This is a genomic window from Citrobacter sp. Cpo065, from assembly GCF_030332805.1.
In the GTDB taxonomy this organism is placed as follows: Bacteria; Pseudomonadota; Gammaproteobacteria; order Enterobacterales; family Enterobacteriaceae; genus Citrobacter; species Citrobacter portucalensis.
On the sequence record NZ_JAOWHC010000017.1, the window covers coordinates 54,405 to 66,879 of the forward strand.

Sequence of the window (12,475 nt, forward strand, 5' to 3'; positions counted from 1 at the left end):
GTTTTTATTTCGGGCGAATGGGGTTAATGTGGCGCAGGCGGAAGTGTTGAATCTGGAAATGGGCGCTAAACAGGTTTTGCAGGAAACCTTTGGCTACCAACAGTTTCGCCCCGGTCAGGAAGAAATCATTGATACCGTGCTCTCTGGTCGCGACTGCCTGGTCGTTATGCCGACCGGCGGCGGTAAATCCCTGTGCTATCAAATTCCCGCATTATTGCTAAACGGACTCACCGTTGTTGTTTCCCCGCTGATTTCCCTGATGAAAGATCAGGTCGATCAACTGCTAGCCAACGGCGTGGCGGCGGCGTGCCTGAATTCTACTCAAAGTCGTGAACAACAGCTTGAGGTGATGGCGGGCTGCCGCAGCGGGCAGATTCGCTTACTGTATATTGCGCCCGAACGCCTGATGCTGGATAACTTCCTTGAGCATCTGGCGCACTGGAATCCGGTGCTGCTGGCGGTTGATGAAGCGCACTGTATTTCGCAGTGGGGGCATGATTTCCGCCCCGAGTACGCTGCGCTGGGCCAGTTACGTCAGCGTTTCCCGACGCTGCCGTTTGTGGCGCTGACCGCGACCGCGGATGAGACAACCCGGCTGGACATTGTGCGTCTGCTGGGACTCAACGATCCGTTAATTCAGATCAGTAGCTTTGACCGCCCGAACATTCGCTACATGCTGATGGAGAAGTTTAAGCCGCTCGATCAGCTGATGCGCTACGTGCAAGAGCAGCGCGGTAAGTCTGGCATTATCTATTGTAACAGTCGCGCCAAAGTCGAAGACACCGCCGCGCGTCTGCAAAGCCGTGGCATCAGCGCCGGGGCTTATCATGCCGGGCTGGAAAATGCCGTACGCGCCGAGGTGCAGGAGAAATTCCAGCGTGATGACCTGCAAATCGTAGTGGCGACCGTGGCGTTCGGTATGGGGATCAACAAACCTAACGTACGCTTCGTGGTGCATTTCGATATTCCGCGTAACATCGAATCCTATTACCAGGAAACCGGCCGCGCCGGGCGTGATGGCCTGCCTGCGGAAGCGATGCTGTTTTACGATCCGGCTGATATGGCATGGCTACGCCGTTGCCTCGAAGAGAAACCCGCTGGGCAACTACTGGATATCGAGCGTCATAAGCTCAATGCGATGGGGGCGTTTGCCGAGGCACAAACCTGTCGTCGTCTGGTGCTGCTGAACTATTTTGGCGAAGGGCGCCAGGAGCCGTGTGGCAACTGCGATATCTGTCTCGACCCGCCAAAACAGTACGACGGACTTATGGATGCGCGCAAAGCGCTGTCGACGATTTACCGTGTTAACCAACGCTTCGGCATGGGGTACGTCGTGGAAGTTCTGCGCGGAGCGAATAACCAGCGTATTCGCGAACTGGCTCATGACAAACTGCCGGTCTATGGCATTGGTCGTGAGCAAAGCCACGAACACTGGGTGAGCGTTATTCGCCAGCTTATTCACCTGGGCCTGGTGACGCAGAATATTGCTCATCACTCCGCGTTACAGCTAACAGAAGCCGCGCGTCCGGTGTTGCGCGGTGACGTTGCGTTACAGCTTGCTGTACCGCGTATTGTGGCGCTGAAACCGCGTGCGATGCAGAAATCCTTCGGTGGTAACTACGACCGCAAACTGTTCGCCAAATTGCGTAAGCTGCGTAAAGCCATTGCCGACGAAGAGAACATTCCGCCGTACGTGGTGTTCAACGACGCCACGCTGATTGAAATGGCAGAGCAGATGCCGGTTTCACCGAGTGAAATGCTAAGCGTAAACGGTGTGGGGATGCGTAAACTGGAGCGTTTCGGTAAAGAGTTTATGGCGCTTATTCGCGCACACGTTGATGGTGACGACGAAGAGTAGTCAGCCGGGCAAAAAAGTGCCAGGATGGTGACTCACTGAACTATTCCCCCGCGAGTCATTTTTATGTTAACGCTATTTTTCACCGTTGCGTTGGTGCATATCGTTGCGCTGATGAGCCCCGGTCCCGATTTCTTTTTTGTTTCTCAAACTGCGGTTAGCCGTTCGCGCAAAGAAGCTATGATGGGCGTGCTGGGCATTACCTGCGGCGTCATGGTCTGGGCTGGCGTGGCACTGCTCGGCCTGCATCTGATTATCGAAAAAATGGCCTGGCTGCATACCATTATTATGGTCGGCGGGGGGCTGTATCTGTGCTGGATGGGTTATCAGATGCTGCGCGGCGCGTTTAAAAAACAGGATGTTGCAGCGCCCACTCCGCAGGTGGAGCTGGCGCAGAGCGGACGCAGCTTTTTGAAAGGTCTGCTGACCAACCTGGCGAACCCTAAAGCCATTATCTATTTTGGCTCCGTCTTCTCATTGTTCGTTGGCGACAACGTGGGAACGGGCGCGCGTTGGGGGATCTTTGCTCTGATTATCGTGGAAACGTTGGTGTGGTTTACCGTGGTCGCCAGCCTGTTTGCGCTCCCGAAAATGCGTCGTGGCTATCAGCGTCTGGCGAAGTGGATTGATGGTTTTGCCGGCGCGCTGTTCGCAGGCTTCGGTATCCATCTGATTATTTCGCGCTAAGTTTGTTGCCCGCCTGGGAGTCCCAGGCGGTATGCGGCTTATTGCGCAAGCTTCTGTAGCTCATCCTTCGAAAGGCCGGTCATTTCCATAATCGCGTCGGTATCAAGACCTCGCTTGAGCATCGCTTTTGCTACATCAGTAAGGGCAATGCGCCTCCCTTCTTCACGGCCTATCTGCTTTAGTTGATCCGCCATTGTCATCAGTTTTTCTCCATGCTGCGGCACCCGCTGTGCCAGCTTATACAATAATGTCTGAACATCTTGTGTATTCCCTGCTTGCACCATGTAGTTTACCAGCACGGTTATTTGTTGTCCGCTCATCTTCTCCAGCATAAACAGGCGGGTAAGTTTATCCAGCAACTGCGCCATGTCGCGCTGGCGAATGTGTTTTTGTACTAATGTCAGCGCCGCCATGCTGCGATGCTGCATGATCTCATCATCTGGAATAACCGTCACATCCACCAACGGAAATGGTGTGCTGTAAAGTTGAAGGGCGGTTCCAGAATCCTCAAAGTGATCCAGCCAGTTCATTGAGCCTTGCCATGGGCTTTGCTTGCCATGGTAAAAGAGCACTGGAATAACCAGCGGCAGAGTGTCGTTTCCAGCCTCAAGATGACGCTGCATCGCTGCGATAGCGTAGCGCATCAGGCGAAATGACATGTGCTTATCCGGTGAGCTTTGATGCTCAATGAGCACATGTACATAGCCATGTCCGCTGGTGGTTTCCAGTGAGTAGAGGATATCGCTGAAATAGGGACGCAGATCGTCCTCCACAAAACTGCCTGATTCCAGACGGAGCGTATCCAGTTTGCAGATTTTGATCAGCGAGGGCGGAAGATGAAGTTCGATAAAGTCCCGCGCAGTTTCCACGCGGGAGAGGAAGGTCTTAAATACTGCGTCATGTGGTGTTGTTGCTTCCGCCATCGTTAATCATCCGTGAAAGGTGAATGTGGCGGCATTCTGGCATTAGCAATTAACGTCTAACAGTGCAGAATATAAGGCTTTTATCACTTTGCGGCAAAGTACGAAAAGCCATGTTCAGAGGCTCTTACAGATAGCATTTCATTGCGAGCGACGTTCCATTTGCTAGGCATGCCTTGCCGATGCCAGCAGGGCGCCTATCAGCATAAACAGCGAGCCAAACACTTTGTTGAGCGCCTTCATTTGCTTTGGCCCTTTAATCCAGCCAGCAATGCGCGTGGCCAACGTCGCGTAACCGATCATCACAATGATATCGACCACGATGGTCGTGACGCCAAGCACCACGTACTGCATCAACTGCGGTTCCTGCGGCAGGATGAACTGCGGGAACAGAGCGGCAAGAAAAACTATGCTCTTGGGATTGGTCAGATTAACAAAGACCGCGCGTTTGAACAGCCGGCTGCGCGATTGCGTATTCGCCATGGTATTCAGATCGATAGCACCCGCCGCCCGCCATTGCTGAATACCCAGCCAAATCAGATAGGCCGCTCCCGCCCACTTCAGCACCTCAAATGCGATCACCGAACGTGAAAATAGCGTTCCCAGTCCTACGCCAACCAGAACGATATGAATACCCAAGCCGGTCTGCAAACCCGCAATCGACGCGCTGGCACCGCGATATCCGTAGCTGATGGCGGTGGTCATGGTATTGATTGCGCCAGAGCCTGGGGACAAGCTCAAAATAATAGAGGTCAGCAGGTAGGCGAACCACCATTCAAAGGTCATGAGAAACTCCCGGATTGTCTATTTTTATGCCACAATACGCTACTGCCGTTAGGTTGTGTCAGTGACGGCGAAAAAAACGATTTTACTTGGTCAGCGAGGCTGGATACCCGATGTTTCAGCAGCAAAAAGACTGGGAAACAAGAGAAAACGCGTTTGCTGCTTTTTCCATGGGGCCACTGACAGATTTCTGGCGTCAGCGGGAAGAAGCGGAATTTACGGGCGTGGATGATATTCCCGTACATTTTGTTCGTTTTCATGCAGAAAAAAACGATCGCGTCATCGTCGTCTGTCCTGGACGCATTGAAAGCTACGTGAAATACGCTGAACTGGCGTATGACCTGTTTCATTCTGGTTTTGACGTTCTCATTATCGATCACCGTGGCCAGGGGCGTTCCGGGCGTATGCTTTCGGATCCGCATCGCGGTCATGTCGATAACTTTAATGATTATGTCGACGATCTAACCGCCTTCTGGCAGCAGGAAGTGCTACCCGGCCCGTGGAGAAAACGCTATATCCTGGCGCATTCAATGGGCGGGGCGATTGCCACGTTATTCCTGCAGCGCCACCCGAATCAGTGTGATGCCATCGCACTTTGCGCACCGATGTTTGGTATTGTGATGCGCTTTCCCGACTGGATGGTGCGCCATATACTGGACTGGGCCGAAGGGCATCCGCGGATCCGCGAAGGCTATGCGATGGGAACCGGGCGCTGGCGGGCGCTGCCGTTCGGTATGAATGCGTTAACCCATAGTCGACAGCGCTATCGGCGCAATCTACGCTTTTATGCTGATGAGCCGCGGTTGCGCGTTGGCGGCCCCACCTATCACTGGGTACGTGAAGGGATTCTGGCTGGCGAACAGGTTTTGGCTGGCGCCGGAGATGATGCGACACCGACGCTGCTGATTCAGGCTGAAGAAGAGCGTGTGGTAGATAACCGCATGCACGATCGTTTTTGTGAACTCCGCGCCGCAGCGGGCCATCCTGTAGAAGGGGGTCAGCCGCTTGTCATCAAAGGCGCGTACCATGAGATCCTTTTTGAAAAGGACGCCATGCGCTCAGTCGCGCTTAACGCTATTGTCGAATTTTTCGACAAGCATAACTCATCCAGCGGAACCCGCTTTGCCTAGAGGTTGAATTTTCTTATGTATCAGGTTGTTGCGTCTGATTTAGACGGTACGCTGCTTTCTCCCGACCATACTCTGTCCCCTTATGCCAAAGAGACGCTGAAGTTATTGACCGCTCGCGGCGTTAACTTCGTGTTTGCGACTGGCCGTCATCATGTTGATGTGGGGCAAATTCGCGATAACCTCGGCATTAAAACCTACATGATCACGTCCAATGGCGCGCGCGTGCATGATTCTGACGGGAATCTGGTGTTTTCCCATAACCTGGATCGCGATATTGCCAGCGACCTGTTTGGCGTAGTGAATGCAAACCCGGACATCGTGACCAACGTATATCGTGATGATGAGTGGTTTATGAATCGCCATCGTCCGGACGAAATGCGTTTCTTCAAAGAAGCGGTGTTTAACTATTCACTGTTTGAACCTGCATTACTGGAACCTGAGGGCGTCAGCAAAGTGTTCTTCACCACCGACTCTCACGAAAGGCTACTGCCGCTGGAGCAGGCGATTAACGCCCGCTGGGGCGATCGCGTCAACGTCAGCTTCTCTACGCTTACCTGTCTGGAAGTCATGGCTGGCGGCGTATCGAAAGGTCATGCGCTGGAAGCGGTAGCAAAAGCGATGGGCTACAGCCTGAAAGACTGCATCGCCTTTGGCGACGGGATGAACGATGCGGAAATGCTCTCCATGGCAGGTAAAGGCTGCATCATGGGCAACGCCCACCAGCGCCTGAAGGATCTGCACCCGGAACTGGAAGTCATTGGCCTTAATGCCGACGATGCCGTGCCACACTATCTGCGTGAACTGTTTTTGCAGCAACCTTCTGTTCGTTAGCTGACCAGTTGTCAACTAAAAACTCCGCTACAATGGGTGTACCTTTTGTTAAGAGACATCCATTGTGGCGTTACTCATCATTACCACAATTCTGTGGGCCTTTTCCTTTAGCCTGTTTGGCGAGTACCTTGCCGGTCATGTCGATAGCTATTTTGCGGTGCTGGTGCGCGTTGGGCTGGCGGCGTTGGTGTTCCTGCCGTTTCTACGTACTCGTGGGCACAGCGTAAAAACGATCGGGCTGTATATGCTGGTGGGTGCCATGCAGCTTGGCATTATGTACATGCTGAGTTTTCACGCCTATCTGTACCTGACGGTTTCAGAACTGCTGCTCTTTACCGTGCTGACGCCGCTCTACATTACGCTGATTTATGATCTGATGAGCGGACGTCGTCTGCGCTGGAGTTACGCCTTTAGTGCGTTACTGGCGGTGATTGGCGCGGGGATCATTCGTTACGATCAGGTGACCAGCCACTTCTGGACCGGTCTGCTGTTGGTGCAGTTGTCCAATATCAGCTTTGCCATTGGTATGGTGGGCTATAAACGTCTGATGGAGACGCGGCCAATGCCGCAGCACAACGCCTTTGCCTGGTTTTATATGGGCGCCTTTATGGTGGCTGTCGTGGCCTGGTTCATGCTGGGCAATGCGCAGAAAATGCCTGCAACCACGCTACAGTGGGGAATTCTGGTCTTTCTTGGCGTGGCGGCGTCCGGCATTGGTTACTTTATGTGGAACTACGGCGCGACCCAGGTGGATGCGGGCACGCTGGGCATAATGAACAATATGCATGTCCCTGCCGGACTGCTGGTTAACCTGGCTATCTGGCATCAACAACCTCACTGGCCAAGCTTCATCATTGGTGCGGCTGTGATAGTGGCTTCACTGTGGGTACATCGAAAGTGGGTCGTTCCGCACTCCGTACAAACGGTAGGTGATCGCAGGCGTGATTCCGCGCTGAGCGAATAAACGCTTCTGTGACCGGCTGTCGCTGCTCGCCATCACGCACGGCGGCGTACAGTCGGCTCCACAATCCATCACCCAGGGTTTTGGTCACTACCAGGCCCTGGCGTTCAAAACTCTCCACCACCCAGTGCGGTAATGCCGCGATACCCATTCTGGCTGCAACCATCTGAATCAGCAGTAAGGTGTTATCCACGCTTTTCAGCGAAGGACTAACGCCTGCAGGCTGCAGAAAATGCCGCCATACATCCAGTCTACTCCGCTGTACCGGGTAAATCAGCAGCGTCTCGCTGGCCAAATCTTCCGGTGTGATTTGTGTTTTGCTGGCCAACGGATGGTCAGGCGCCAGTACCAGGCGGACTTCAAAATCAAACATCGGTGAGTAGTGCAATCCGCTGCGCGGCAGGATGTCGGAGGTTAACACCAGATCCAGCTCATCCTGCTGTAGCGCTGGTTGCGGATCGAACGTCACGCCGGATTTAAAGTCCATCTCCACCTGCGGCCAGTTGGCACGAAAATTCTCCAGCGCGGGCGTCAGCCATTGAATACAACTGTGACATTCAATCGCGATTCGCAGCCGGGTTTGCTGCGGTTCGTTGCAGGCCTGCAGCGCACGACCAATTTGCGGCAACACCTGATTGGCTAACTGCAGCAGGATTTCTCCCTGCGGCGTAAAGCGCAGAGGCTGGCTTTTACGGATAAAAAGTCGAAAGCCAAGGCGCTGCTCCAGATCGCTGAACTGGTGAGAAAGGGCGGATTGGGTCTGATGCAACGTCGCCGCTGCGGCTGCCAGAGAACCACTATTCCGCAACGCCTGGAGCGTTTTCAGGTGTTTAATCTCGATCATGAAAGTCCTTCACTTCGGCATGAACAAATTGCGCTTGAGGAATATACAGTAACCGCCAATTATGGATGTGTAAACATCTGGACGGCTAAAATCCTTCGTCTTTTAAATTTATGGTGCGTTGGCTTCGTTTCCCCACCCCAGTCACTTACTTCAGTAAGCTCCTGGGGATGAGTAAACTTGCCGCCTTCCCTAAATTCAAAATCCATAGGATTTACATATAATTAGAGGAAGAAAAATGACAATATTGAATCACACCCTCGGTTTCCCTCGCGTTGGCCTGCGTCGCGAGTTGAAGAAAGCGCAAGAAAGCTACTGGGCGGGAAATTCTTCCCGTGAAGATTTGCTGACCGTTGGCCGCGAGCTGCGTGCCCGCCACTGGGATCAGCAGAAGCAGGCGGGCGTTGACCTGCTGCCGGTGGGTGATTTTGCCTGGTACGATCACGTGCTGACTACCAGCCTGCTGCTCGGCAACGTTCCGGCTCGCCATCAAAATAAAGACGGCTCGGTCGATATCGATACCTTATTCCGCATTGGCCGTGGCCGCGCACCAACGGGTGAACCCGCGGCGGCGGCAGAAATGACCAAATGGTTTAACACCAACTATCACTACATGGTGCCAGAGTTCACTAAAGGTCAGCAGTTCAAACTGACCTGGACCCAACTGCTGGATGAAGTGGACGAAGCGCTGGCGCTCGGTCACAAGGTGAAGCCTGTGCTGCTGGGGCCGGTAACCTACCTTTGGTTGGGTAAAGTGAAAGGCGAACAGTTTGACCGCCTGAGCCTGTTGAACGACATTCTGCCGGTTTACCAGCAGGTGCTGGGCGAGCTGGCGAAACGCGGTATTGAGTGGGTGCAGATTGACGAACCCGCGCTGGTACTGGAGCTGCCGCAAGCGTGGCTGGACGCCTTCAAACCTGCTTATGACGCGCTGACGGGTCAGGTGAAGCTGCTACTGACCACTTACTTCGAAGGCGTAACGCCAAACCTGGATACCATTACCGCGCTGCCAGTGCAGGGGCTGCACGTTGACTTCGTGCACGGCAAAGATGATGCAGCCGAGCTGCACACGCGTCTGCCAGCCGACTGGCTGCTGTCAGCGGGGCTGGTGAACGGCCGCAACGTTTGGCGTGCCGATCTCAGCGAAAAATACGCACAAATCAAAGATATCGTCGGGAAACGTAACCTGTGGGTGGCTTCTTCCTGCTCCCTGCTGCACAGCCCAATCGATCTCAGTGTTGAAACCCGCCTTGATGCAGAAGTGAAGAGCTGGTTTGCCTTCGCCCTGCAAAAATGCGGCGAGCTGGCGCTGCTGCGCGATGCATTGAATAGCGGAGATACGGCGGCAATTGTCGAGTGGAGTGCACCGATTCAGGCTCGTCGTCACTCTACCCGCGTACACAACGCCGCAGTGGAAAAACGTCTGGCAGCAATCACCGCCCAGGACAGCCAGCGCGCTAACGCTTACCCGGTTCGTGCCGAGGCGCAACGTGCCCGCTTTAATCTGCCGGCATGGCCGACTACGACTATCGGTTCATTCCCGCAAACCACAGAAATTCGTGGCCTGCGCCTGGATTTCAAAAAGGGCAACCTGGATGCTGGTAACTATCGCACCGGAATTGCGGAACATATTAAACAGGCGATTGTTGAACAGGAACGTCTGGGTCTCGACGTGCTGGTACACGGTGAAGCCGAGCGTAATGACATGGTTGAATACTTTGGCGAGCATCTGGACGGTTTCGTCTTTACCCAGAACGGTTGGGTGCAGAGCTACGGCTCTCGCTGCGTGAAGCCGCCGGTGGTGATTGGCGACGTCAGCCGCCCGGAAGCGATCACCGTGGAGTGGGCGAAATATGCCCAGTCGCTGACCGACAAACCGGTAAAAGGCATGCTGACCGGTCCGGTGACCATTCTCTGCTGGTCATTCCCGCGTGAAGACGTGACGCGTGAAACCATCGCGAAGCAGATCGCGCTGGCGCTGCGTGATGAAGTGGCGGATCTGGAAGCGGCGGGTATCGGCATCATCCAGATTGATGAACCGGCACTGCGCGAAGGTTTACCACTACGTCGCAGCGACTGGGCGGCGTATCTGGAGTGGGGCGTGGAAGCCTTCCGCATTAACGCGGCGGTAGCGAAGGATGAAACCCAGATCCACACCCACATGTGTTATTGCGAGTTCAACGACATCATGGACTCCATTGCGGCGCTGGATGCGGACGTGATTACCATCGAAACCTCGCGCTCTGATATGGAATTGCTGGAATCGTTTGAAGAGTTCGACTATCCGAACGAAATCGGGCCGGGCGTATACGATATTCACTCGCCGAACGTTCCGAGCGTGGAGTGGATTGAAGCCCTGTTGAAGAAAGCCGAGCAGCGCATTCCAGCAGAACGTCTGTGGGTGAACCCGGACTGCGGCCTGAAAACCCGCGGCTGGCCGGAAACCCGAGCCGCGCTGGCGAACATGGTCAAAGCGGCGCAGAATCTGCGTCAGGCGTAATTCGGTGCCCGGGAAGCGCTGGTGCTTACCCGGGTTACAGGAAATCGCAATAGTTGTAGGCCCGGTCAGGCGTCGCTGCCACCGGGCAATTAACGTTTATTTCTTCCCACCGTATTGCACGAACCACTCCAGCATTCTCTGCCAACCGTCTTTCGCGGACTCTTCGTGATAGCTCGGGCGATAATCGGCGTTGAACGCATGTCCGGCATCGGGATAGACCACGATTTCCGCTTTAGCATTGGCGGCGCGTAGCGCCTGGCGCATTGTTTCAACGGTATCTTGCGGAATGCTGGTGTCCTGGCCGCCATAAAGCCCCAAAACGGGGGCGTTAAGATCGGTTGCGATATCAACGGGATGTTTTGGCGAGTTGAGGGTTTTATCACCCACCAGTTTGCCATACCACGCCACGGCCGCTTTTAACTGCGGATTATGTGCGGCATACAGCCAGGTGATGCGCCCACCCCAGCAAAATCCGGTGATCATCAACTGGTGGGCATCTCCTCCGTTGCGGGAGGCCCAGCTGGCGACGTGGTCCAGATCGGCCAGTACCTGAGAGTCAGGCACTTTGGCGACAAGACCGCTGAGTAGCGTAGGGATATCGGCAAAGTCATTGGGATCGCCTTCGCGAAAATAGAGTTCTGGTGCGATAGCCAGATACCCTTCCAGAGCCAGACGGCGGCAAACGTCACGAATGTGTTCATGAATGCCAAAAATTTCCTGCACGACAATAACCACGGGCAGGGGGCCATCGGTCTGTTTTGGTCGTGCGTGATACGCTGGCATATCATCGCCTTGTGACGGTATGGACGTTACCCCGGCGATAATTGCGTTATCCGGAGTGTGGACCGTGGTAGACGTCGGTGGAGATACAGCAGGTGCAAAGCCAGATTGTCGTGTTGTCATGGTATTCTCCGTACCCTTAAATATTCAGCCAAAAAGCGCATTGTTAACTATAGACACATGCAACGAACCACATTGCCTTAAACGGTCTATCTTTTGTGCAGGGCTTACTTATATCGCATCATTTATGTGATAAAGATCACTATTTAATGGTAATCGAATGCAATGGATTTACATCATAGTGATGACTGTCACGAAAATATGTTTATGCCTTCGGTAAAGTGTGTTTTTGCTTCTTCTGACAAAACCGATTCACAGAGGAGTTTTTATGTCTAAGTCTGATGTTTTTCATCTCGGCCTCACTAAGAACGATTTACAAGGGGCTACGCTTGCTATCGTCCCTGGCGACCCGGAGCGTGTGGAAAAGATCGCCGCGCTGATGGATAAGCCGGTTAAGCTGGCATCTCATCGCGAGTTCACCACCTGGCGTGCTGAGCTGGATGGTAAAGCCGTGATCGTTTGCTCTACCGGTATCGGCGGCCCGTCCACCTCTATTGCCGTAGAAGAACTGGCTCAGCTGGGCATTCGTACCTTCCTGCGTATCGGTACGACTGGCGCTATCCAGCCGCATATCAACGTGGGTGATGTACTGGTTACCACTGCATCTGTTCGTCTGGACGGTGCAAGCCTGCACTTCGCACCAATGGAATTCCCGGCCGTTGCGGACTTCGAGTGCACCACCGCGCTGGTGGAAGCGGCGAAATCTATCGGCGCTACCACTCACGTGGGGGTTACCGCGTCTTCTGACACCTTCTACCCGGGCCAGGAGCGTTATGACACTTTCTCTGGTCGCGTCGTGAGCCGTTTCAAAGGCTCAATGGAAGAGTGGCAGTCTATGGGCGTCATGAACTACGAAATGGAATCTGCTACGCTGCTGACCATGTGCGCAAGCCAGGGTCTGCGTGCCGGTATGGTCGCGGGTGTTATCGTGAACCGTACTCAGCAAGAGATCCCTAATGCGGAAACGATGAAACAAACGGAAAGTCACGCGGTGAAAATCGTGGTAGAAGCCGCGCGTCGTTTACTGTAATTCTCCCGTCTATTCAAAAAGGCCGACGCGTTCGGCC

Annotated in this window: 11 protein-coding genes; 7 read left to right on the plus strand and 4 right to left on the minus strand. The window is 54.1% G+C overall.

What is annotated here, in order from left to right; genetic code table 11:
- Positions 1-28: 28 nt before the first annotated feature.
- Positions 29-1,858 carry an ATP-dependent DNA helicase RecQ gene (recQ, locus tag OGY68_RS00345; RefSeq protein ID WP_008787089.1) on the plus strand — a complete coding sequence of 610 codons (1,830 nt, stop codon included), beginning with the start codon at positions 29-31 and terminating at the stop codon, positions 1,856-1,858.
- 63 nt (positions 1,859-1,921) lie between these two features.
- Positions 1,922-2,542 (plus strand): threonine export protein RhtC, encoded by a 621-nt coding sequence (gene rhtC, locus OGY68_RS00350; RefSeq protein WP_057067470.1) that lies wholly within the window; start codon positions 1,922-1,924, stop codon positions 2,540-2,542.
- 38 nt (positions 2,543-2,580) lie between these two features.
- Here the strand turns inward: rhtC and OGY68_RS00355 are convergent, their stop codons facing one another.
- Both OGY68_RS00355 and rhtB read right to left on the minus strand, forming a co-directional pair.
- Complete coding sequence (locus OGY68_RS00355; RefSeq protein ID WP_057067471.1) at positions 2,581-3,465, minus strand: Rpn family recombination-promoting nuclease/putative transposase; 885 nt, start codon at positions 3,463-3,465, stop codon at positions 2,581-2,583.
- Positions 3,466-3,627: 162 nt separating this feature from the next.
- A complete protein-coding gene (gene rhtB / locus OGY68_RS00360) occupies positions 3,628-4,248 on the minus strand; it encodes a homoserine/homoserine lactone efflux protein (protein ID WP_057067472.1) in 621 nt (206 codons plus the stop codon).
- Positions 4,249-4,358: 110 nt separating this feature from the next.
- Here rhtB and pldB point away from each other — a divergent pair, with 110 nt between their 5' ends.
- The 3 genes from pldB (at position 4,359) to OGY68_RS00375 (ending at position 7,170) form a co-directional block, all read left to right on the plus strand.
- Positions 4,359-5,375 (plus strand): lysophospholipase L2, encoded by a 1,017-nt coding sequence (pldB, locus tag OGY68_RS00365; protein WP_003017911.1) that lies wholly within the window; start codon positions 4,359-4,361, stop codon positions 5,373-5,375.
- A 15-nt stretch (positions 5,376-5,390) separates the two neighbouring features.
- Positions 5,391-6,206: a sugar/pyridoxal phosphate phosphatase YigL gene (yigL, locus tag OGY68_RS00370; protein ID WP_057067473.1), complete on the plus strand. Its 816-nt coding sequence runs from the start codon at positions 5,391-5,393 to the stop codon at positions 6,204-6,206.
- Between the two features lie 64 nt (positions 6,207-6,270).
- A complete protein-coding gene (locus OGY68_RS00375; protein WP_008787092.1) occupies positions 6,271-7,170 on the plus strand; it encodes a carboxylate/amino acid/amine transporter in 900 nt (299 codons plus the stop codon).
- On the opposite strand, the gene metR is transcribed toward OGY68_RS00375, so the two are convergent.
- Positions 7,058-8,011 (minus strand): HTH-type transcriptional regulator MetR, encoded by a 954-nt coding sequence (gene metR, locus OGY68_RS00380; RefSeq protein ID WP_003017908.1) that lies wholly within the window; start codon positions 8,009-8,011, stop codon positions 7,058-7,060. The two genes, OGY68_RS00375 and metR, sit on opposite strands and share 113 nt — an antisense overlap.
- Positions 8,012-8,246: 235 nt before the next feature.
- Here metR and metE point away from each other — a divergent pair, with 235 nt between their 5' ends.
- A complete protein-coding gene (gene metE, locus OGY68_RS00385) occupies positions 8,247-10,508 on the plus strand; it encodes a 5-methyltetrahydropteroyltriglutamate--homocysteine S-methyltransferase (protein ID WP_057067474.1) in 2,262 nt (753 codons plus the stop codon).
- Positions 10,509-10,604: 96 nt separating this feature from the next.
- On the opposite strand, the gene OGY68_RS00390 is transcribed toward metE, so the two are convergent.
- Positions 10,605-11,411 carry a dienelactone hydrolase family protein gene (locus tag OGY68_RS00390; protein ID WP_057067475.1) on the minus strand — a complete coding sequence of 269 codons (807 nt, stop codon included), beginning with the start codon at positions 11,409-11,411 and terminating at the stop codon, positions 10,605-10,607.
- Between the two features lie 265 nt (positions 11,412-11,676).
- On the opposite strand from OGY68_RS00390, the gene udp reads away from it, so the two are divergent.
- Positions 11,677-12,438: a uridine phosphorylase gene (gene udp / locus OGY68_RS00395; protein WP_003828923.1), complete on the plus strand. Its 762-nt coding sequence runs from the start codon at positions 11,677-11,679 to the stop codon at positions 12,436-12,438.
- Positions 12,439-12,475: the final 37 nt, after the last annotated feature.